This window comes from Phycisphaeraceae bacterium, assembly GCA_019636655.1.
In the GTDB taxonomy this organism is placed as follows: Bacteria; Planctomycetota; Phycisphaerae; order Phycisphaerales; family UBA1924; genus JAHBXB01.
In genome coordinates this window covers 926,496-948,694 of record JAHBXB010000001.1, presented here as the reverse complement: position 1 = coordinate 948,694, position 22,199 = coordinate 926,496, and the positions used below count along the sequence as shown (strand labels likewise).

The window sequence follows — 22,199 nt, the reverse complement described above, 5'->3', positions numbered from 1 at the left end:
CTATCAGCGTGCCGTGGCTTAGCCGCGGAGGAGCTGGAGGGCCGACTGGGGCGAGCTGTTGGCCAGGGTGAGAACCTGGGTGGCCGCGGAGACGAGGATCTGGCCGCGAGTGAGCTTGGCCGTCTCGGTGGCGAAGTCGGCGTCGCGGATGACGGACTCGGCGGCGGTCGTGTTCTCGAGGGAGACGCCCAGCGAGCGGATCGTGGCGCCGACGGTGTTCTTCTGGAACGCACCGAGGCGGCCGCGGAGGGAGGTGATCTGGTTGATCGACTGGCTGATCACCTTCTGGGCGTTGGTGATGTCACCGGAGACAACGTTGAGGGTCTTGCCCGAGGCAAGGTCGGAAAGGAAGCGGAGGTTTCCAGAGACATCAGTGGTGCCGAGCTTGCGGGCTGCAACGTCGCCGATACCGATGGCGACCTTGGAGCCGATGTTCACGTCGCCGGCGAGCTGGAAGTCGGCGCCGCCGCCGGTGATGGTGAACGCATTCTTGACGCCGACGGTCTGAGCCTGCGTGGTGTTGAGGGTGAGGGAGACGTTGAGGAAGTCGGTGTTGATGGAGAACGTCTTGCCCTTGGCGGTGGCAGCGACACCGTTGATGGTGGCGACGATGTCCTGGCCGTTGTCCTTGTAGCCGTTCTGGGCGGCGGGAGTGGTGTAGGCCGCGGCGATGGTGGTGTTGATCGCAGAGAAGTTCTGGGCCTGGCGGTTGTAGATGCCCACGCCGGTGCCCTGGATGTTGGCGGCGTTGATCACCTTGACCGAGGCGAACTTGTCGGAGCCAAACTCCGAGGACTCGAGGTAGATGCCGGTGGTGCCAGCGGAGGCGCGGATGCCGGTGACATCGGTGAAGGTATTGATCTGCGAGGCGATTGTGGCCACCGTGGTGCCCGACGCGAAGGAGAGCTGGCGCGAGCCGAGGTTGCCGCTGATCTCGATGGTGAAGGCGGAGTTGACGCCACCATTGAGGTTCAGGGCGCCGTTGGTGGAGAGGTAGAGGCCGGCCTGCTGGGCAGAGGTGGTGACGACGGCATTGACGTTCAGGTTCTGGCCCTGCTGGAGCTTGGCGCCGTTAACCTGGAACGAGACGACCGAGGCGGAGACGCCGGTCGTGGAGTAGTCATAGTTGCCGTTGAGCAGCTTGACACCCTGGAACGAGGTGGCCGAGGCGATGCGGTCGATGGTCTGGAGGATCGAGTCGATCTGGAGCTGGTTGGCCTCACGCTCCGACTGGCTGATGCCGGCCTTGTTGGCGGTGCCGGTGACGAGTCCCTGGAGTTCGGTCAGAAGGCTTGAGACCTCCTGCAGGCCGCCCTCGGCGATGTTGACGACTTGGTCGGCGCGCTCGGAGTTCGAGATCGCGGCGTTGATGGCGGCCTTCTCAGATCGGAGGTTCTCCGATGCGATCAGGCCGGCGGGGTCGTCCTTGCCGCGGCTAATGCGGAGGCCCGTGGACAGCCGCTCGAGCGACTGGCTGAGGTTCGCATTGTTCTGGCTCAGGACGCGCTGTGCGATCAGTGACTGGACGTTCGTATTGATCCGGCTCATGTGGACCTCCGTGTGCTCTGCGTGCGTCCCTGCCATGGGACGCGGCCCGTTCGTTCGTGGGCACCCGGCCGCGGTGTGCGGCTCGTAACACGTGCCCCGGGCGGCTCAGGTCCGGGGCTCCGCGGCGGATCACGCTCCGTCCGCGGTGTCGTGCCCACGCTGCCGAGGCGGCGGGGTGACGGCCAAGAGCATCGGAAGCAACCGGGGGCGGGTTGAGCGCGGAATCGATTACCAGCGCCGGAACATGCCCCAAAAATAAAAACCGCCCCCGTTATCGAGACGATGCGGGGGCGGCGTACGGGTTATTGGGACGCTCTACCGGGCGGATCAACCTCGGAGCAGCTGGAGGACCTGCTGGGACTGCTGGTTCGCAAGAGAAAGAACCGAAGTGCCGGCGGAGGTCAGGATCTGCGACCGGGTGAGGGCCGAGGTTTCCTTGGCAAAGTCAGCGTCGCGGATGTTGGATTCCGAGGCGGTGAGGTTCTCGATGGCGGCCTGTACCGATCGGACGTTGGTCTGTAGCGTGTTCTTCTCGAAAGCGCCGAGGCGACCACGGATCATCGCGACCTCGTCGATGGCTGAGTCGAGGATCGTGCTGGCGCCGGTGAAGTTCCTCGATCGCAGGTCGTTGGCGCCGCCCGACTTGAGAGAGGCGATGAACTGCATGACGCCGTTCACCATGGCGCCGCCGAGTCGAGAGGCCGCCACGGATTGTACACCGATGTTGACCTGCTGAGAGGTGTTGATCTCGCCGCCCAGCTGGTATAAGGCCCCGCCACCGGTGATGTAGAAGGTGGAGGTCTGACTGTTTCGGGTTGCAAACGCGGTGGACAGAGATAGGTCGAGGGAGAGAGAAGTCGAGTTCTGCAGGGAGATGTTGGTGCCCCTGCCGGACGCGAGGGTGCCGTTCACGATGGCGGAGATGTCGCGACCCTCATCGCGGTTGGAGACCGTGAGTTGGGCGGCGATGGTGGGGTCAGAGAACGAGAAGGCAGCCGGGCGGGCGAAGTTATTCTGCAGCTCGTAGGTGGCGAAGTAGCCGCCGTCAACGGGACCGCCGATCCGCTTGACGGAGACGAACGAGGCGGACCCGTACCCGGTGCTGGAGAAAACCAGACCGGAGGACGGGTTGCCCGGGTTGATGAGGGACGCGGAGACGCCTGTCGATTCGGAGAACGAGTTGATGGAAGAGACAAGCTGGGCCAGGCTGGTTCCCGAGAGGAACTCCAGGGTCTGGACGCCATGGACGCCGGCGATTTCGAGGGTCGTCGAGGACTGGAGCGTGCCGTTGAAGGCCGGTGCCGAGGCGTAATCGCCCCGCAGGAAGAGCGAGCCGGTCTGAGCGGATGCTACGGTCTGAACGTTGACCTGGATGTTCCGCTGCCCGGCGAAGTTTGCGCCGTGGATCTGGGCCTTGGAGATGGCCGAGGTGCTGACCCCGGAAAGCACGTAGTCGAGTTCGCCGTTGAGCAGTTTGAGCCCACCGAACGAGGCCGAGTTGGAGATCCTGGTAATCGTCTCGATCGCCGAATCGATCTGAAGCTGGTTGGCGGCTCGCTCCTCGTTGGAGATGGCGCCGGTGTTGGCGGCCTCAACCACGAGCGATTTGATGGAGTTCAGGAGGTCGGATACCTCGGCGAGCGAGCCCTCGGTCGTCGCGATCACCGAGGAGGCACGCTCGGAGTTGGCGACGGCCTGGTTGAGCCCCGAGACCTCCGAGCGGAGGCGCTCGGAGATGATCAGGCCGGCCGGGTTGTCCGCGCCGCGGTTGATCTGAAGCCCGGTTGAGAGACGCTGAAGGCGGACTTCCAAGTCCTTGTTGGCCCGGTTGAGGTTGGCCCGGGCGATCATGCTTGGAATATTCGAGTTGATCCTAGCCATTGCAATCCTCCGTGATTGAGGCTAAGGGCGGGTGACACAGTGCCGTTGAAGCGCCGCGGCAATCCAGCGTGCGCATCTGATAGAGGTGGTTGCGGCGCGTGGCCGGCTGGTGCTGGGGAGGGGTCATGCGGTTCGGGCATCGCCCGGCGGCGGCTCGGCCCGTGGCGGGTTGGTAAGGCTGGAGATGCCGCGGGGCCTGGACTTGCCGGGGGTCCGCTGCGGTCCAGGTGCGAGTGTTCGGCGCAGGACATCCATGTCGCCGCTGTTCATCTGCGCGTTGAGATGGGATGCCCGCTCGTTCTCCGCCCGGATCGCCTCGTACACCTCTTTGCGGTGCACGGCAATTCGAGTGGGTGCGGTGATCCCGAGGCGAACTTTGTCGCCTCGAATGTCGACGACGGTGATCTCGATCTCGTCGCCGATCATGATCGTCTCGTCGCGCTGACGTGAGAGAACCAGCATTCATCGGCTCCTTCCTAGGTCCGTTCGTGCTAGCGCGAGGGGTAGCGGGGGTGAATGGGCGCGCGGCCATCCATGGCCAACGCGGCTGTAGAACGCGGTCCGGGATCGTGGTGGTCTTGTGGATCACGGTGCTTGGGCAGGCCAGCGGTCCGCCCGGGGAGAGGGGTCAGGCGGACATGGCGGCCGGGGTGGTCGCCTGGGACTGCAGGTTGACGAGGGGGTGGCGGGTGGTCCACCGCTTCTCGGCGAGCACGAACTGCTCTGCGACGCGGTCCAGCGTGTTGATCACCAGCGGGCCCTGGAGGTTGCCGGTCAGCGTGAGATCAACCTTGTTGACGATCACGAAAACCTGGGCGTCCTCGAGGCGCGGGAGCTTGAGTTCGACCATCTGGTCTTCCCGGATCGGAACGGTGTACTCCGGGATGAAGAACGACGGATCGGTGACGACGAACGCGAGCGACGGCTCATCGAGCGACTGCAGCCAGAAAAAACACGCGTCCTCCGCCGGCTCGAGCAGGCAGAACCGGCGGCAATCGGCGAAGCCGAGCAGGCCCTTGGGGAATGAGATCACTCGCTCGTCGGAGATCTCGAGGCTTCCGAATCTCGTGGTCCGCACTTGCATCGGTGCGCTCCGGTCAGTCGGCCGATCATCCTGAAGGATCCCGCCGATCCTCGACGGGGTGACATCCTGTCGTCGTGGCCCGCCGCGGCCGATGCGGCGAGTCGTTCTTTGAACTCAACCCCCTCGGCGTTAGCCAAGGAAGTCGAGGAGGGATCGGGTCAGGACCTGTGAGGCGGATTGCTGTCCCGCCTGCAACTGGGTCTGGAGGAGGCTGAAGCGGATTGCCGCATCCGTGTAGTCAAGGTCGCGGAGCTCGGATCTCGTCTTTTCGTCCAGCACTCGCTGGTCTTCCTGGCGTTCCTTCGCCCTCTCGATCCGGTTGGCGTACACGCCGACCAGGGCGCGGGTGGAGGCGAGGGATTCCACCGCGGCGTCGAGTTGCGTACCCGCAATCGCTATGCCATTGCTGTCGTCACGGGTGAGCGCATCGCGCAGATCAATGAGGGTGCTGAACAAGTTGTTCACGCGCACCGACGCCCGATCTTGCGCTAGATACGTCGCACTTGCGCTGTCGTACGTTCCACCGACGAGGCCGAGGTCCTCGGCCGCCGGTGAGTTGTTCTGGCGGGTTACGGTGATCGCCCCCAGGTTGAGGGGGTCAAAGAACGCGATCCCGTTCTGGCCGTTCGTGAGACCGGCCGAGAACGACCCCGGTGGGATCTGCCCTGCAGTCACCGCGGCGGCGGCCTCGGCATTGATCCGGGCGATCACGGACTGGACATCGGTGAGATCCTGGGGCCTCAGGTCGACGGAGAAGGAACTGCCGTCGCCAAGGCGGATCGTGAAATCGACGTTGGCCGCTGGATCGGGCAGGCCGGTGACGGGGTTGGTAGCTCCGTCGACGATTCGTACGCCGCGGCCGTCGTTGAAGTCGGAGAGAGCTGTTGCGAGGGAGTATGAGCGAATTCCCAGTTGAGTAGCCGTGGTTCCGCCGGCGGGTGGCGGAACCTCTTCAACGGAGAGGCGGGGGCCGGAGACCTCATTGAACAGGTCGATGCCGGTGCCCGCCGCATTGATTTCGACCCGGACGCCGGGGGCACCGGTTTGGATGAGGTTCCGGATATCGCCGATGGTTTGAGCCGAGGAAAGGTCGACCGTTGACAGCGACGACGTATTCGGGCCGGTGAAGCGGAGGTTGATCGAGCCGAGCGGAAGGGCAAGGCCGGGGACGGCGCTCAGGGGAGTCAGCAGAGAGAGCCTGGGGTTCAGGTCGCTCCCGGTGGGGCTTGTGGCCGAGAAGGGGGCCGCCGAGAGCCCTAGATCCTGTGCTACGGATCCAACTCCAATGTCGGTGAATGTCAGCGTCGGATTGGGACCGCTGCCGGCCGGGACAACGTCGATCGCGAGGGAGCCGCCGACGAGCGAGATGCCGCCGGGCCCGAGGATGGTGACCGAGTGATCCGTTTCGTATTGGCGGATCGCGGCCGTGAGCGAGTCGGCAACATTCTGTACGGAATCCGCCGTGGAGAGGTCGACCGTCGCGGCAGGGCCGCCGTTGAACGAGAAGGAGAGTTGAGAGAGCGAGACGCCAAGCCCTCGCGCACCTCCGAGGTCGGCGATGCGGGTCTGGGGTGTCAGACTGGGATTGAGGTCCGTTGTAGAGCGGAGCCGGGCGGAGGTCTGGCCGATCGTACTGCTCCCTCCGAGAGTGACCGGGACCCTGATCGACGCGCCCAGGTCCGTGTAGAGACCATCGCCACGCGCGGTATAGCGGTACCCGCCGAGGAACTCCGAGAGCGGCGCCTGGGTCGGTGTTGCTCCGCCAAAGAGGTAGAGGCCGTTGGTCTCGCGATTGGCGAGGGAGGAGAGCTGGCGGATGACCGAGTCGATGACGATGGCCTGGTTGCGACGCGTCGCGGCATCGGACGTGGCGCCGATCTGGCTGGCGGCGACATCCTTGGCCTGGAGAACGAGGTCGTTGGCCTCACCGATGGACGTATCCAGGAGATTCAGGGAGTTGCTGGCGGAATCGAGGTTCCGGACACGCTGCTCGGACCGCTCGAGAATGTCGTCGAGGGCGAGGATGGACGCGGCTTTGACCGAGTCGTCGCTAGGGCGGTTGACGGACCTGGCCGAAGCGAGTTGCTCCTGCAAGTGGAGCATGGAAAGGTTCGAGCGGTTGAGATTGGTGTAGTAGATCTGTGAGGCGAGCAGGTTCGGGACACGCGACAGGTTGGATGGGATCGAGCTCATGGCGGTCTCGGAGATGAGTACTGGGACTGGTCGCGGGATGGCTAGCGGATGAGGTTGATCAGGATCTGAGTCAGTTCATCGACGGCCGAGATGAAGCGGGCGGCGCCCTGGTATTGGCGCTGGTAGTTAATGAGGTTGATGGATTCCTCGTCGACGCTGACACCGGAGATGGCGGACTTCTGGGCGTCGAGATTCTGTCGAACGAGCGTCGCGGCGGACGACCGGGTTTGGGCTTCTGCGGTGCGAGCGCCGATTGACTGGACGGACTGCGTCCAGGCTCCGCGGATGGTTTGGCCGCCGAGCGCCGCGTTGGCGGCGTCCTGGAGGGCGGCGATCCCCATGGCGCTGGCGTTGTCGTTGGGCTGCCCGTTGACAACGGCGCCGGCGCTCAGCAGTTGCGGCGACGAAGAGAGGTCCTGCCGAACGTCAATGTCGCGGGCCGTAGTGCCGGTGAAGTAGGAGTTCACACCGAGAACGGCGAGGACGCCGGAGGAATCATCCGAGAACGAGAATGAATAGCCGGTGGCCGCCGAGACGCTTAGCGTGCCGTCGGGGTTAGTGGTGGCGGAAAGGTTGGCGATCGAACCAAGCGAGGCAGCGAGCGACTGGACAGAGGTATCGTTGGCAAACCCCGGCTGGCCGGAGTTGTCGATGCCATCGAGGTCCACCGGGATCCGCACGGTCTGCGTCGCGCCGGTCTGTGAGTTGGTGACGGTAACGCTGAATCCGCCGTTCGTCGCGGCAAACGGCAGTGCCGCGAAGGTGGAGTTGGCGGGGTCATTGAGCGAGCGGACGAGGTCGGCAGCCGGGACGTTCTGCGTGCCTCGAATCGAAGTCATCGGTGTGGCGCCGTACCCGACGCTGTGGATCTTGTTGACCTGGAAGATGAGCTGGGACGCGATCGTGTCGATCGAGTCAATGGTTCCATCAACGAGCTTGCCTCGCTGAGACACCAGGGAGCCGATGGTTCCGGAGTGGACTGTAACGTCTCGGGGGCTGTCGATGGTCGATATCCGAACGCTTGATTGGGTGCCGTCGGACTCTCGCCGCACTTGGAGTCCGAGCGAACGGCCTCCCTGGACCACCGGGGTCGAGCCAACGAGCACGTCGAGCGTTCCGTTGGCCTGCTCGACCGTCGAGATGTCAAGGTACTGGGAGAGTTGAAGGACGAGCGAGTCCCGCTGGTCCCGCAAACTGTTGGCCTGGGAACTACCCCCCTCCGCCGCGACGATTGAGCTGTTGAGACCGGCGATCTGCGAGAGCAGGTCGCTGGCGCGGCTGACATTCGCATCGAGTTCCGAGTCGAGTTGATTCCGGATCTGCACGAGGTCGCTGCGTGTGGTGCGCAGGAAGCTGGCAAGCGTGCTGCCCTGCTGTACGACGAGCGAACGGGCCCCGGCTGACCCGGGACTGTTGGCCAGCTCGGACCATGCGTTGAAGAACCGGGAGAGTTCGCTGGAAATATCCGAGTCGGTCAGTTCATTGAGGACCGATTCGACCCGCGAGAGGAGCTGGAGGTCCATCCCCGCGGCGGACTCGTGGGAGACCGACGAGTTGAGCCTGGCCAGGAGCGCCGCGTCGGTCTGACGCCGGACATCCTGCACGAAGACGCCGCGGCCCAAAATAAAGCCGCCCTCGCTGACGCCCGCGGATGGGGCCAGGGTGGCGATCTGGCGCGAATACCCGGGTGTGGCGGCGTTGGCGAAGTTGTTGCCGGTTACCTGGAGCGCGATCTGGCTCGCGTTCAGCGCGGATCGGCCGATCTGGAGTGCGGTCGTCAGACCCATGGTTTCGCTCGGCGGTTAGAGGCTCATGTCGAGTGCGGACTGCACGGTCGGGCCGGCATCAACGCCCCCGTGCCGGGCATAGGTGCCGGCGTGGGAGAGACGGCGAGCGATCTGGCGGATGATGCCGTCCATGTGGGTGGTCAGGGACGTGGTCGCGGCCCTGATGACCTCGTGCTCGTGCCGGAGCGAACGGAGGATTGTCATCAGCCGGGACGCGGCGTCGGAGAGCCGTTGCCGCGCAGTAGCATCAAGCCCGCTCGCAAGCCAGGAGAGGCTGGCGGCGGCAGGGAGGGCAGAGGGTTGACGGCCGGTGGCCCTCGCGATGCTGGCCACAGCCATGCCGCGGTCATGCTCGAGCGCCGCGATCTGCTGCACGGCCTGGTTCTGGAGCGTCACGAGGCGCTGGAGGGTTGGCGCATCGGCGGTGGCAATCGCCGCCTGCTGTCGGCGGGCAAGGTCGAGCAGGGTCTGGTGGTGCGTGGCAAGCTGATCGAGGATGTCCTCGAGACGGTCGACCGCATCCGCGGCGACCGCGGCCGATGCTGGCGGTTGTGGCATGATCATGCGGAGGCCTCCAGGGCGCCCGGGGATCGCTTGGTGACATGGTCCAGGATCTGCTGCGCGACCCGGTCGACCAGGGGAAACTGCTTGGTGCGGACGATCTGCCGAGCCACCTGGGCGTCAGCAAACCCGCGGAAGTTTTTCTCGGCGCTGGTGGGCTGGAACGGGCTGGCGGCGTTGTTCGTGTTGCGAAGGTGGGTGAGCACGGGCTGAACCAGGGCGATGGCAACGAACTCCTCGGCGCTCTCGCGGGCCTGTTGCTCGGGCGTCGCACCATGCAGGATGGACGCCCGCGAGATGGCCGCTGCAAAGTCCCGCTGGCGGGTTGCGAGCGACATCGCCGCCGCCGGGCTCGCGGGCGAGAACAGCGGGTTCCGGCTCGGCATCTCCTGCGTGATACCCGTCATTGGGCCCTCAGTTTGGCGTGCAACCGGCCGGAGGCGTGGATCTGGTTGATGATGTGGATCTGGTCCTTCACCGGCACATCGAGGGTGCGGAAGATCCGCAGCAGGTCGTCGAGGCGGGCGCGCTCGACAGGCCTCCCCGATGTGGCCATAGAGACCCATGCGTCCCGCTCGACGAGCGGGTTCTGTGCCGTGGGCTGAAGGGGTGGCGTAAGCGTGGTGACGACCATGTCCTTGTGCGCTACGACGACGGGCGAGATCTCGACGTCGCCGGTCACTGTGATCAGACCGACGCGCTCGTTCACCAGCACCTCGGCCGGGAGGGCCAGAAGGGTCGGGCTCAGGCGCATGGTCATGATGCGGGAGATGAAGTTCGCCGGGTCGGCTCGCTCTTGGTCGGGGATGACGATGTGGATGGTCGTTTCGTCGATTGCGCGGGCGATCTGGGGCCCGGCGGTCTCGTCGTCGAGCCGCCCGGCGGCGCCGTTGATCTGGTTGGCGATGGTGCCCGTGGTGGTCCAGCCGCGGGCCTCCGGGGTGACGATCAGCGTGAGCGAATCGGTGATGGGGTTGCGGAGCGTGTTCTGGATCATCTGCGCGCCGCTGCGGATCACTCCCGTCCGCGGCGAGGCGGAACCCTCGATGGTGATCGAGCCCCATGCCATCGCGTAGGGCTTGCTCCCCACGAGCGGGCCCATGAGTGGGGCGATGATCAGGCGGCCGCCTTCGAGACTCTTGGCGCTGTGCATCGCACTGACGTGCACGTCGAACCGGTCGTCGATGAGGGCGCCGGTCTCGGGGATGTCGCAATCGACCCACACGAGCGCGGCGGTGTTCCCCTTGGCCAGCTCCTTGAGCTCGGGGAGCGGGTTCCCGTTGTTGGCGTACACCTGGGCCAGTGGACGGGCGAGGGCCAGCTCGGCGCCGCTGTCACCGGTGCCGTTCAGGCCGACGACGATGCCCAGACCACGGAGGGTGAATCGCCCCTGGCCCTGGATCCGTACGACGTCCTGGATGCTGATGGAGGCGGGGACTGATTGGTCTGCGGACGACGTCGCCGCGCCGGGCGCGGAGAACTGGCCGCCTGACGGATCGCGCCCGATGGGCTGCGCACTCGTCAGCGTAGCGAGCGCAAGAACTGCGGCAATCACGAGGCTCAGACGGAACATGGTGCGCATCCTGCGGCGGTACTCCGGCGTCCTGCCAGTACTAAGCGAGCGGCGTGCCACCCTCTGGGCGGCGGGTGGGTCGGTCAGAAGTTGAAGATGGCGTCGAACAGTTTAGTAATCCAGCCCTTGCTGGCGGTGTCAGAGACATCACCCGTGGTCTCGACGCGGATGACCAGGTCGGCCAGCTGCGACGACTGCACGGTGTTGGCGGGGGTCGTGATGTCCTCGGGGCGGCACACGCCGGCGACAACGACGGAAACGGTCTCGTTGTTGTGCGAGGTGGACTTACGCGCCTCCAGCACCAGGGACCCGTTGGGCTTCACATCAATGACCGTGGCGCTGATCCGGGTGGTGAAGCGGTCTGACCGCTCCAGCGAGCCGTCGCCCTTGAAGTTGTTCTGGCCCGAGAGCAGGAGGTTGAGCAACTGCTGGGTGTCATAGGGCTGCAACTGTGTTTCGAGGAGTTTCTCAAGGTTCGGGAGGCCCTGGAGTTGGGCCGACAGAGCCTCCTTTTTCTTGGTGTCCAGCGTCGCCTCAAACTTCTGGATGCTCGATTCGTTGATCACCACCTGGACCACATCGTGTTTCTGGTAGATGCGCGGCGGCGGTGGAACAACGGCGAACAAGCTGTAGGGTTGGAGTGACGCGGCGACACCATCCGGCTCGCGTTGCGGGGGGGGCGTGACGCCTTGCGCGGGCCCGGGACCAGGCTGGGGCGAGGCAGCCGCGGACTCGGGGCCGCTCCCGGGAGCGATCACGACATTCGGGTTCCCCTGCGGGCCTGATGGGGTGATTACCCCCGGTTGCGGCCCCGATGAGACGGGCCGCTGCAGCAGTGCTTGGCCCGCGGCTTGGCCCGCGGCGGCGAGAAGTACTGCAATCGAGATGGCGACTGTCCGCATGGTTCCTCCTGACGATCAACGGGACGTGCTGGCGGCCTGCGTGGCCTTGTCAATGTCAATCACGGCGACGCCAGGGCCGGACATGCGGGCATCGAACGTCTGCTTGGAGCCTTCGAGGCGGAGCGAGACCAGGCCGCCGTCATGAGCATCGGCGACGACCCGGGCCTTCGCCTTGAGGTTCACAGAACCGCTGAGACAGTGCACCCAGATCAAGTCGCCGCGCTTCGCGATCAGAGCGGGCTCGATGTCGGTGAGGCTGATCACCGCTCCGGCGGAGATCCTGGACCTGGCCACCGAGCCGATCACGTTGCCGCCCTGGGCGGGCGTCCTGGCATTGGGCTCGATCCACTGGGACCCGGCGACGACCAGATCCGCTCGGATGACATCGCCTCGTTCGATCGGCGTCGTCGCGCTGAACACCTCGCGAAGCACGAGGGCGTCGACCACGATCGTACCGGAAATTGCGATACGGTCTCCCTCGTAGACATAGACCTGCACCGACATGCGCGAAGATGAGCGTGTAGCGCCGGTCTGGGTGTCGACGCGCCGACTGACAATCGACTGGCTTAGCAAGGGCTCGTCTTCCGCCCGAAACCTGACTCGCAGGCCCTGGGGCTCCGCTCCCAGGAGCGAGCAGAGCCGCATCACTACCGCGGAGCGGACCGTCGGCGGTCCGGAGAGGTCGACGAGCTGGTGTACGGGCTCGAGGGAGTTGTGGGGCACAGGACTGCGGGAGCTGCCCGCGGTGTCGAGAGCATCGGGGGCATCGCCCAGGCGAAGACGGCACGCGGATCCGCGGAGTGCTACCTGGCCCCAGTTGACCTTGGCAGCGTCCAGCGCAGCACGCACGGATGCAATGGTGAGATCGGAGTCCCCGGCCCGGCCTTCCGCGGCGGAGCGTACGACAATCTGCCCGAGGGTCGCGGCCTCCGGCCCCGTGATCGAAGCCACGTCGGCGAGCGTGATCACCCTCACCTCGGCGACGGTGGCAGAGGTTCGGAGCTGGACCGTGGTCTGGGCATGCAAAGGCGTGGCAAGCCATATCGCCGCAAGCAGGATGGCCACGATCCGGAGCGTCATCAACTTACCTCCTCAGAGTGGCCACCGTGCGGAGCGACTCATCCGCTGCACGGATCGTGTTGGAGTTCATCTCGAATGCTCGCTGCGTCTTGATCAGGTCGATCAGTTCGCGGGTGGGGTCGACGTTCGAGGCTTCGTACTGGTTGGACTGGAGCACACCGCGGTTGTCGGTCCCGGGCGTGCCGTCGATCGGTGGTCCGGAGGCGTCAGTGGCGATGTACAAGTTGTCGCCGACCTGCTGAAGTCCTTGGGGGTTGATGAAGGTGCTGATCTCGATCTGGCCAACCTGGGTCGCCTCCAACGATCCCGGCTGGGTCACCAGCACCGTGCCGTCGTTCTGGATGCTGATGCCCGTTGCATCGCTCGGGATGGTGATATTGGGGATCAGGCGGCGTCCCGTGTCCGAGGCGAGCACGATTTCGCCATCGGCATTGACGGCGAACTGCCCGTTGCGCGTGTACGCGATGTTCCCGGGCGCTTGCGAATCGGGGACCTGGACCTGGAAGAACCCTTGCCCGTCGATCATCACATCGAGGGGCCGATCGCTGGTGATGGGAGAGCCTTCGGTGAAGTTGAGCTGCGTGCCGCTGATTCGGGTGCCCAGGCCGACGAAGAGCCCGAAGGGCGGGCGATCACCGGTGGACGTCTCCAGGCCGGGCTGCTTGACCTTGGAGTAGAGCAGGTCCTGAAAGTTGGCCCGGCTGGACTTGAATCCGGGAGTGTTGACGTTCGCCAGATTGTTGGCGATGACGTCCATCGACGTGTTCAGCGCCGTCATGGCGGAGGCGGCGGACTGAAGGGCAATAACGGCCATGGCGTGAGGCTCCTTGCGTCAAGCGACCCGCGCAAAGGTGTTGATGGCCCGCCCCATCAGTTCGTCGAAGATCTGAATGGCGCGGGAGTTGAGTTGGACATCGATGCTGGCATCGGTGATGCCCATCGTGGTCAGGATCGGATCGGTTGCCGACCTCTCAAGGGCGCGCTGCGTCACGCCGCCGGGCGCCGGACGCCGCTGGGCAGCCTGCTCGGGAGACATCCCAAGGAGGTTTCGGCCGGCCTTCTCCAGCGAGCCGGCATCGGGCACGCTGGTGACCTGGAGGCGAGCAACCTCGCGTCCGTCCTGCACGATGGCGCCATCCTGGTTGATTGTGAACGGGCGGTTGGCGAGCGTGATGGGCTTGTCCTGAGGGTCGAGCATGCTCGCCCCGCTCGCGGCGTGCAGCAGTGTGCCATCGGCCCGGCGGGCAAAGCGACCGTCCCGCGTCAGGCGAAGCTGCGGCGACTGGCCGTCATTGAACGAGACCGCAAAGAACCCGTCCCCGCTGATCGCCGCGGTGAACTGGTCATTGGTCGTCTCGACAGGGCCCGGGAGCATCGAGATGCGGTCGGGTCCAAGGGCGACCCCGGCACCGAGCCGCTCGAGCATGGCGTTCGATGGGAGAGCAAGGCCATCCTCGATGCGGGCGGCGCTGCGGCTGCGGAACACGGGGGTGTCGGGCTTGAACCCGGCGGTGTCCACGTTGGCGAGGTTATTTGAGAGTACATCCTGCCGGTACATCGACGTCAGCACACCGGACGCTGCGAGGTAAAGCCCATAGTTCATTGGTGGTCCCCTCGCTCACTCGGACCCATCCGGTTCTGATCAATGCAGCGCTGGGGGGCCGCAAAGAGGATCGCCCGGACATCCCGAATTGGGGCCGGGCAAGTCCGTTGAGCGGCCGAGTCGGCCAAGTGGAGAGAAACCGCCAGCCTGGCCGAACGCACGAGCGCGGCGCCCACCACAAGTCCATTGGGTCCGATCGCCTCCGACATTTCGGTTCGTGGTGCCACGGCGCGACTCCTGCGCTTCCACCCGGACTCCGCCGGGGTTGGTCAGCAGGAGATCAAGGGGCGTGCCAGAGCTGATTCGACGGGCGGGCGGCCGACAAACTGAATGATCTTTTAGGCGGAGGGTTCGGAGATTTGGCCGCTGGTGACGTCGGCGGCGTCAGCGTCTCCTGAAGTCCCGTTCCGTGTTTGCCGCGCACAGATTGCGCCACCGATCGGCAACTCCGGCCGCGCCGGTGCCTCAGTTCATCGAACCGCAGGAACCCGCCGACTTGCCGCAGGGACAGCACGCCCCGCCGCCAGCCCCGCTCGAGGCCGCCGCGCTTCCTCCCTTGGCCGCGAACGTGGACTGCTTCCGGACAAACCGCCGCCCCCGGCCGGTAGGGTCGTCAACCGGCTTGTCGGCGTCCGCCATCGGTCGCAGCAACTCCAGCGTCTCGCCGGTCTCGGGGCAGTGGTATTCGTATAGGGGCATGGCAGCAACTCCGGAAACGTCGCAAAGGTGCTTGAAACGGTAGCTCGGTAATGAGGTTCGGTCCGAGAGTGCCGCCAGGTACCGTTGGCGGTACTCTGAGGGTGATCGCTGACCCGAGGGCGGGGTGGATTGGAGTGCCGTATGGCCGAACAAGTGTTTACGAACCGCCTCGTCATCGTGACCGGTGGAACCGGCGCGCTTGGTTCGGCCGTGGTCGGCCGACTGCTCGCGGCTGGGGCGAGGGTCAGCGTTCCCTGCGTGCACCCGAAGGAACACGATCGGTTCCCGCACAAGTCCCATGAGAGGGTGCGGGTGAGCATGGGTGTGGAACTCACCGACGAGGGCGCGGTCGAGCGGTTCTACGCCGAATCGATGGCATGGGGCTCTCCGGCGGGTTCTCCGAGGCCGGTCTGGGCCTCCATTCATATCGCCGGGGGATTCGGGATGAAGCCTGTCGCGGAGACGTCGCGCGACGAGTTCGTGTCGATGATGCAGACGAATGCCCTCACATGCTTCCTTTGCTGCCGCGAGGCGGTTCGGGCAATGGCCCGCGGCGGGGGAGGACGGATTGTCAATGTCGCCGCCCGACCGGCAATCGAGCCAAGGCTTGGGGTTGGCATGGTGCCGTACACCGCGAGCAAGGCGGCCGTTGCCGCCATGACCCAGGCGTTGGGCGAGGAAGTCGTCGGCAGGGGGGTGCTGGTGTCCGCGGTCGTCCCATCCATCATGGACACGCCGGCCAACCGTGCGGCGATGCCGGACGCGGACCATTCGAAGTGGCCGAGTGTCGACTCGGTCGCGGCGACGGTGTGTTTCCTGGCGTCGCCAGAAAACACGTCGACTCGCAGCGCGTTGGTCCCGGTGTACGGAGGATCGTGAGCCAGTCACATCGGGAGTGCTTGAAACCGGTACCGGACGTACCCGATGAAGTGTGCGATAGGCCCGTTGAGGCGAGGCAAGGGAGGATCAACGGATGGTCGTACTTACGGATCTGAGATGGGTTGTGGTTGTGGCGATCGCGGCCTTGGCTGGAAGCCTGTGCTCCGAACGATCGCTCGCCGATGTAACCTATCCGCAGCGGCCAGCGGCGGGGGATGTGATCGCCGATGAGGCGGGCCTGCTTACGTCGACGGATGCCGATCGCATACGGGAGATCGCCCAGGGGCTCCTTGAGAAGGATGGCATCGCGATCGCCGTTGCCACCATCACGTCGATGGCCGACCACGGGGCCAGCGGGTGGCACATCGAGCGGTACGCCCACAATCTCTTTGATGAGTGGGGGGTTGGTTCCGCGGCGAACAACCGCGGAGTGCTGTTGCTGGTCTCCAAGGGTGACCGGAAGGTTCGCGTTGAGATGGGGGCCGCGTGGAACCGAGACCGCGATGCCGCGGCGGCGGCGGTCGTTTCAGGCGTGATCGTTCCGGCCTTCAAGAGCGGCCAGTTCTCCCGCGGCATCGAGCAAGGTGTGGCGGGCCTTGCTGCCAGGCTTGGCAGCCAGCACCGGCTTGCCGGATCATCGTCGGCTGAACCCGCGACAGGCCTGCCAACAGGGCGGGCGCAGACGCCTGCCCAAGCCCCGACCAGCACTACGTCGCCAAGTTCGGGGGGAGTGTCTTCCTGGCTTCGAGGTCCTGCCGTCCTGGGCCCGGCCGCTTGTATCGTGGTCGGTGGCGCCGCCCTGTTCATTCTCATTGTGGTAGGCCGGTTCGGTCGTTCCATGCGGAACTACGCCACTACACCCTTGGGCGGGCCTGCGGCGAATGCAACAGAGGGCCAGATGACGACCGGTTCTCAGGTGTTCGGAGGTTTCTGGCCCGGCTTCATCCTCGGCCAGATGACCGGATTGCGGTCTTCCTCGAATGCGGGGGCTCGCGGGAGCTCACCTGGGCCATCGTTTTTCTCTGGAGGGGGTGGGTTTGGCGGCGGAGGCGGTTCCTTTGGCGGAGGGTTCTCCGGCGGCGGTGGCGCCACGGGTTCGTGGTAACACATGGAGACCGCGATGAAAGTCTTCTCCGCCGACGACCGTGTCCGGATCGAGGCGGCGATCGCCGCAGCCGAGGCCGGCACTTCGGCCCAGATCGTTGTCGTGGTCGCCCGCCGCAGCGGCCGGTACGACCGAGTTGAGGATCTTTTCGGCCTTGTGATGGGGATGATCGGCGTTGTCATCGCATGGTCGCTCTGGCAGGGGTTGCGGCCCGATACCCGGGAGTGGTCGGGTGGCCAAACCCTCGTGCTCGGGCTGACCTCGGTGCTGCTGGTCCTGGCCATCGGGACAGGCGTTGGAGCGGCCCTTGCGTCCCGGTTTCCGGCGCTGATCCGCCCATTCATCTCACGTCGCGAAAGAGAGGCCGAGGTGCGACGCCGGGGCTTCGAGGCTTTCCACACGTTCCACGTGGGGCGCACGCACGCCCGGAACGGCCTGCTGATCTTCGTCTCGCTGCTCGAGCGAACCTGCTGGGTCGTCGGGGATGTCGCAATCGAGCGTCGGGTCAACCAGGACCTGTTCGTTAAGGCATGCGCTGGCATCGCTGGGGCTTTTCGCCACGGCAACCCTACCGACGGGTTGATTGAAGCGGTTGAGCGGTGCGGCCAGGCTCTCACCAGGGAGTTTCCCCGGGAGGAGGGCAGCCGAAATGAGCTACCCAATACCCTGTGGCTGATTGAGTAGCGGGAGTCATTCCATCTGAAGCCTCTCGGAGCACCCGGGGCCACGGCGCTACCCTCCGCCCATGGTCCACCCTTGGCACGACGTTACCCCCGGGATCGACGAGAACAGCTTGCCATCGAGCTTCAAGGCCGTAATCGAGATCCCCAAGAACTCGAACAACAAGTATGAACTCGACAAAGGCTCGGGGTTGCTCAAGCTCGACCGTATTCTGTCGTCCGCGGTCCACTACCCCGCAAACTACGGGTTCATCCCCCAGACGCTGGGCGAAGACGACGACCCGCTGGACGTGCTGGTCTACTGCACCGAGGAGATTCCCCCCCTGTGCCTGTGCGAAGCCCGGGCCGTCGGACTCATGACCATGGTGGACCACGGGCAGCCGGACCACAAGGTCATCTCCGTCCTCATCGGCGACCCGATCTACAGCGAGTTCAACAAGGCCTCAGACTTCCCTCGGCATATCTTCCGGATGCTCCGGCAGTTCTTCGAGGAGTACAAGAACCTCGAAGGGAAGGCGGTCGATGTTGACGAGATCATGCCCGCCGAGGCGGCGCACGCGATCATCGAAGACTCCCTGGCGCGGTACTGGAAAGCCCGCCGCAGCGGCGGGATCAAGGGCCTGATCAACTGACACCCCACCGGGCAGGCACGCATGCAGGTCGGCAGAATCCTCATTGATCGCCAGCGAATCGCCGCCCGAGTCGAGGAGATGGGCGAGGAGATCTCCCGCGATCTTGCGGAGAACGTCGCGGCCTGCGATGGCCCGATCGTCCTCGTTCCGATCCTGACCGGCGCCGTCGTGTTCGTCGCCGACCTCATCCGGGCCATGCCCCTGAGCATGTCAATCCGCCCGATCACCGTCAGCAGTTACCCCGGTGCGGCCACGACCTCGCAGGGTGCCAACATTCGCGGCGGGCTCCCGACCGATCTGCACGGCACCCACGTGGTCGTGGTGGACGACATCCTCGACTCCGGCCGAACGTTGGGTGTCATCCGCCGGATGATCGCGGCGCAGGGCACCGCCAGCTTGCGCCTCGCCGTCCTGCTCCGCAAGCACAAGCCCAAGGGTCGGGACGAAGAGGTCGACGTGGACTACGCCGGTTTCGACATCGAGGATGAGTTCGTGGTGGGCTACGGCCTCGATTTCGACGGGTATTACAGGAACCTGCCGGACATCGGCGTGCTTGTACCCGGCGTCTAGTCGATACACCGTCCATGCAAGCGTCGTCGGTGAATCAGTCCGGCAGGCCAGATGAGAGTCCCATGACGGGAGAGCGGATTCTCTGGGAATCACGCGCCAGCCCGTGGTTCGTGCTGCTCTGGAGGGCGGGCCGGTGGGTCGGCCTGGCCGCGCTGGCGGTCGCACTCTTGAATCTCACTCTGCTCCCGCAGATGACGGCGACTCTCGCGGCCGTAGCGGCCTGGCTTTTTGTTCTCGCATTCGCCGCAGTCGTATGGGCCTCACTGGTCTGGGCAAACCAGACCTACGTTCTGACCGAGCGACGCCTGATCTGGAGATCCGGTGTCTTCCGGCGGCTGGTCGTTGAGGCGCCTCTCCAGCGAATCCAGAACGTCGTGCTCTTCCGTTCGCTGAGGGAGCGGATCTTCGGGCTCGGCACACTCGGATTCGCCACGGCGGGCACGGACGGGTACGAAGTCGTGTGGACCATGGTCTCCAGTCCGCAACACGTGGCCGCGCTGGCACGCGAGCACCTGGTGCAGGCCGGATCGGCAGATCGCTCGCTCGGCGACCCGGTTCCCGCGAGTGCTCGAGCCGTGCCTGAGGAGCCAAACTGGGTGCCAGTTGTCGGAATCGCGGGCGGTATCGGCTCGGGCAAGAGCGAAGTCGCAGTGGCTTTTTCGCGACTCGGTGCGGTCGTGCTCGATTCGGACTCCGAGGCCAAGGCCCTGCTGGACGATCCGGAGGTGAGCGACCAGTTGGTGCGATGGTGGGGGGGGGAGATCCTCGGCCTTGACAACCGGATCGATCGCTCAAAGGTGGCTCGAATTGTCTTCTCCGATCCTACCGAGCGTCGGCGGTTGGAGGAGGTGATCCACCCGCGGCTCAAGGCAGCACGCTTGCGTCGCATCGACGAGGTTCGGGTCCGGAGACCGGCCCCGTCGGCGATCGTCATCGATGCGCCGCTCCTGTACGAAGCCGGGGTCGACGCCGAGTGCGACGCCGTCGTCTTTGTCGACGCCCCCCGGGCCCTGCGGCTCGAACGGGTCCAACGGACTCGCGGCTGGGATGAGGCCGAACTGGACCGGCGCGAGGCGGTCCAGTGGCCGGTTGCGGAAAAGCGCCGTCGTGCAGCCTACATTGTTCCCAATGAGGGGTCGGTGGCGGATCTTGACCGGCATGCGGCGGATGTCTTGGGTCGCCTCCGTTCAAGCCACTCCCACGATCGTGCAGGCGGGTGACAGGTTTTTTGTCTTCGGCACGCCGGGGTCGCCGGGCGTGCTATACTGAAACGAGTTGGCGGCCAATCGCCTTTGCGATCAGTGCCCGACTCTTCCCAGACCGTTGTTATGCCGGTGCAGTACTTTGTCGGGGGTGCCAATAGGGGCGGTTGTTCAAGGATCTGCAAATGGGGCGGGCGGGACCGGGCCATCAGGGCTGCGGTCTACGAACAGGGACGCTCTTCACGTGTTGATCAGACGGTGCGATCTCGCGAAAGCCGAGATGGATAACGGGCCCGCCCGCGTTCCCGCCATGCCCGGCCTTCCAAACCGACCAGATTGGAAACGGGAGGTCGCCGTGATCTCGGCGGCGTTCCGGGGGACCTAAGCATGTGGGGAAACCGAAACAAGAAAACCAGCCGGATGGTCTCGCGTTCCAGCGAGGGACATGCGGCGCCGCAGGAGCCGATCGTGGGTGCCGAAGAAACGAAGACGACGAAGCAGTCGCGGACCGAGGGTGGAGGAGCGGGCGGCGGGCGTTCCGAACGCAAGCCTGGTCCGCGTCCCGAGGCCCGGTCCGAGCCGAAGCCCGAGCCCAAGGCCGAAGAGAGCCGCCCGGCCGCGCCGCCTTCAAGCCGTGGCGAGTCCGGCAACGGCCAGAGTGGGCATGTACCCGAGTCGGGTGGTGGCGGTGGAGGCCCTCAGCATGAGCGACCGATGGGACAGGGCCCCGGGTACGGTGGCGGAGATATGTACGGCATGCGGGGCGGCCACCGCCGAAAGCGAAAGCGGCGCAAGGGTGGCATGGGGATGGGCATGGGCGGTCCCTCGATGGGTGGCCCCATGGGCGGTGGGGGCGGTCACTACGACTTCACACTCCCCAGCGACGAGGAGCTCGAACGCGAAGCGGCGGAACTGGAGCGGATTGCGGCCTCGACTCCGGCTGGCAAGGACGCGCTCTCGATGTCCCAGCTGCAGCGCATGGGGATCGAGGAACTGCACAAGGTCGCTGACAAGGAAGGCCTGCAGGACTTCCACCAGATTCCCAAGCAAGAGTTGATCTTCAAGGTTCTCAAGGCCCGTGCTGCGAAGCAGGGACTGATGATCGGCGAGGGCACGCTGGAGATCATGCAGGACGGCTTCGGCTTCCTCCGCTCCGCCGAGCAGTCATACCTGGCTGGCCCGGACGATATTTACGTGTCGCCCACGCAGATCCGGCGTTACGGCCTCAAGAAGGGGATGGTCGTTCGAGGCGCCATCCGGCCGCCGAAGGAGAGCGAGCGGTACTTCGCCCTTCTTCGGGTTGATGACGTCAACAACCGGACTCCCGCGACTATCCACGAGCTCTCCAACTTCGAGGATCTCACGCCGCTCCACCCCGAGCAGCGGTTCGTGCTCGAGACAACCCCCGACCAGATCGAGATGCGGGTGGTGGACCTTGTGGCTCCGATCGGCAAAGGCCAGCGAGCGCTGATTGTCGCGCCGCCCCGCACCGGAAAGACGGTGCTGCTGCAGCGCATGACGCAGGCGATCCACAAGAACTACCCGGATACCAAGATCATCGTGCTGCTGGTCGATGAGCGCCCCGAGGAGGTCACGGACTTCCGCCGCAACGTCGGCAAGGACGTTGAGGTTGTCGCGAGCACCTTCGACGAGGATTCCTCACGCCACGTGCAAGTGTGCGAGATGGTCATCGAGAAGGCCCGGCGGATGGTCGAGTTCGGGGACGATGTGGTCATCCTGCTCGACTCGATCACCCGGCTCGCCCGCGCGTACAACTCGAACATGCCCCACTCGGGCAAGATCATGACCGGCGGTCTCGACTCCAACGCCCTGCAGCGACCCAAGAAGTTCTTCGGAGCGGCCCGGGCGATCGAGAACGGCGGCTCGCTGACCATCATCGGCACCGCGCTCGTCGATACCGGCTCGAAGATGGACGAGGTCATCTTCGAGGAGTTCAAGGGAACCGGCAACTCGGAACTGCACCTGGACCGCAAGCTCATGGACAAGCGCATCTACCCCTGCATCGACGTCGCCGCATCCGGCACACGGCGGGAGGAGCTGCTGCTCGACAAGAAGGAGCTCGAACTGGTCTACCGGCTCCGAAAGGTGCTTTCGGATATGAACGTTGTCGAGGCCATGGAGTTGATGAAGAATCGGCTGACCAAGGTCAAGACCAACGCCGAGTTCCTGATGACGATGAACATGGGCTGAGCACGCGGT

21 protein-coding genes are annotated in these 22,199 nt (G+C 65.2%); 7 read left to right on the top strand and 14 right to left on the bottom strand.

Annotated elements, in window-relative coordinates; translation table 11 throughout:
* Window positions 1-18: 18 nt before the first annotated feature.
* The 14 genes from KF745_04040 to KF745_03975 all read right to left on the bottom strand — a co-directional run bounded on the left by KF745_04040 (window position 19) and on the right by KF745_03975 (window position 14,911).
* On the bottom strand, window positions 19-1,548 hold the full coding sequence (locus tag KF745_04040) for a flagellin (GenBank protein ID MBX3357579.1): 1,530 nt from the start codon (window positions 1,546-1,548) through the stop codon (window positions 19-21).
* A gap of 327 nt (window positions 1,549-1,875) precedes the next feature.
* Window positions 1,876-3,429, bottom strand: coding sequence for a flagellin (locus tag KF745_04035; GenBank protein ID MBX3357578.1), 1,554 nt, complete (start codon window positions 3,427-3,429; stop codon window positions 1,876-1,878).
* Window positions 3,430-3,552: 123 nt separating this feature from the next.
* Window positions 3,553-3,891: a carbon storage regulator CsrA gene (gene csrA, locus KF745_04030; GenBank protein ID MBX3357577.1), complete on the bottom strand. Its 339-nt coding sequence runs from the start codon at window positions 3,889-3,891 to the stop codon at window positions 3,553-3,555.
* A 166-nt stretch (window positions 3,892-4,057) separates the two neighbouring features.
* Window positions 4,058-4,513, bottom strand: coding sequence for a flagellar assembly protein FliW (locus tag KF745_04025; GenBank protein MBX3357576.1), 456 nt, complete (start codon window positions 4,511-4,513; stop codon window positions 4,058-4,060).
* Window positions 4,514-4,642: 129 nt separating this feature from the next.
* Window positions 4,643-6,706, bottom strand: coding sequence for a hypothetical protein (locus tag KF745_04020; GenBank protein MBX3357575.1), 2,064 nt, complete (start codon window positions 6,704-6,706; stop codon window positions 4,643-4,645).
* A gap of 41 nt (window positions 6,707-6,747) precedes the next feature.
* On the bottom strand, window positions 6,748-8,493 hold the full coding sequence (flgK, locus tag KF745_04015; GenBank protein MBX3357574.1) for a flagellar hook-associated protein FlgK: 1,746 nt from the start codon (window positions 8,491-8,493) through the stop codon (window positions 6,748-6,750).
* Between the two features lie 15 nt (window positions 8,494-8,508).
* Entirely contained in the window at window positions 8,509-9,057 is a 549-nt protein-coding gene (flgN, locus tag KF745_04010; GenBank protein ID MBX3357573.1) for a flagellar export chaperone FlgN, read from the bottom strand.
* Window positions 9,054-9,461 (bottom strand): hypothetical protein, encoded by a 408-nt coding sequence (locus KF745_04005; protein MBX3357572.1) that lies wholly within the window; start codon window positions 9,459-9,461, stop codon window positions 9,054-9,056. The genes flgN and KF745_04005 overlap by 4 nt, the downstream gene beginning before the upstream one ends.
* Complete coding sequence (locus KF745_04000) at window positions 9,458-10,627, bottom strand: flagellar basal body P-ring protein FlgI (GenBank protein MBX3357571.1); 1,170 nt, start codon at window positions 10,625-10,627, stop codon at window positions 9,458-9,460. The genes KF745_04005 and KF745_04000 overlap by 4 nt, the downstream gene beginning before the upstream one ends.
* Before the next feature lie 83 nt (window positions 10,628-10,710).
* On the bottom strand, window positions 10,711-11,529 hold the full coding sequence (locus KF745_03995) for a flagellar basal body L-ring protein FlgH (GenBank protein MBX3357570.1): 819 nt from the start codon (window positions 11,527-11,529) through the stop codon (window positions 10,711-10,713).
* Window positions 11,530-11,544: 15 nt separating this feature from the next.
* Window positions 11,545-12,609 (bottom strand): flagella basal body P-ring formation protein FlgA, encoded by a 1,065-nt coding sequence (locus tag KF745_03990; GenBank protein MBX3357569.1) that lies wholly within the window; start codon window positions 12,607-12,609, stop codon window positions 11,545-11,547.
* Window positions 12,610-12,613: 4 nt separating this feature from the next.
* Window positions 12,614-13,423 (bottom strand): flagellar basal-body rod protein FlgG, encoded by an 810-nt coding sequence (gene flgG, locus KF745_03985; protein MBX3357568.1) that lies wholly within the window; start codon window positions 13,421-13,423, stop codon window positions 12,614-12,616.
* Window positions 13,424-13,441: 18 nt separating this feature from the next.
* Window positions 13,442-14,212: a flagellar hook-basal body complex protein gene (locus tag KF745_03980; protein ID MBX3357567.1), complete on the bottom strand. Its 771-nt coding sequence runs from the start codon at window positions 14,210-14,212 to the stop codon at window positions 13,442-13,444.
* Window positions 14,213-14,677: 465 nt separating this feature from the next.
* Window positions 14,678-14,911, bottom strand: coding sequence for a hypothetical protein (locus tag KF745_03975; GenBank protein MBX3357566.1), 234 nt, complete (start codon window positions 14,909-14,911; stop codon window positions 14,678-14,680).
* A gap of 141 nt (window positions 14,912-15,052) precedes the next feature.
* On the opposite strand from KF745_03975, the gene KF745_03970 reads away from it, so the two are divergent.
* The 7 genes from KF745_03970 to rho all read left to right on the top strand — a co-directional run bounded on the left by KF745_03970 (window position 15,053) and on the right by rho (window position 22,190).
* On the top strand, window positions 15,053-15,790 hold the full coding sequence (locus KF745_03970; protein MBX3357565.1) for an SDR family NAD(P)-dependent oxidoreductase: 738 nt from the start codon (window positions 15,053-15,055) through the stop codon (window positions 15,788-15,790).
* Between the two features lie 94 nt (window positions 15,791-15,884).
* Window positions 15,885-16,895, top strand: a complete 1,011-nt coding sequence (locus tag KF745_03965; protein ID MBX3357564.1) for a TPM domain-containing protein — start codon at window positions 15,885-15,887, stop codon at window positions 16,893-16,895.
* A gap of 15 nt (window positions 16,896-16,910) precedes the next feature.
* A complete protein-coding gene (locus tag KF745_03960; GenBank protein ID MBX3357563.1) occupies window positions 16,911-17,579 on the top strand; it encodes a hypothetical protein in 669 nt (222 codons plus the stop codon).
* Window positions 17,580-17,640: 61 nt separating this feature from the next.
* Entirely contained in the window at window positions 17,641-18,207 is a 567-nt protein-coding gene (locus KF745_03955; GenBank protein ID MBX3357562.1) for an inorganic diphosphatase, read from the top strand.
* A gap of 21 nt (window positions 18,208-18,228) precedes the next feature.
* Entirely contained in the window at window positions 18,229-18,777 is a 549-nt protein-coding gene (hpt, locus tag KF745_03950) for a hypoxanthine phosphoribosyltransferase (protein MBX3357561.1), read from the top strand.
* A gap of 62 nt (window positions 18,778-18,839) precedes the next feature.
* The gene (gene coaE / locus KF745_03945; protein MBX3357560.1) at window positions 18,840-19,997 is read left to right on the top strand and encodes a dephospho-CoA kinase; all 1,158 of its coding nucleotides are present in this window, start codon (window positions 18,840-18,842) and stop codon (window positions 19,995-19,997) included.
* A 942-nt stretch (window positions 19,998-20,939) separates the two neighbouring features.
* Window positions 20,940-22,190 (top strand): transcription termination factor Rho, encoded by a 1,251-nt coding sequence (rho, locus tag KF745_03940; GenBank protein ID MBX3357559.1) that lies wholly within the window; start codon window positions 20,940-20,942, stop codon window positions 22,188-22,190.
* The last annotated feature ends 9 nt before the right edge of the window (window positions 22,191-22,199 follow it).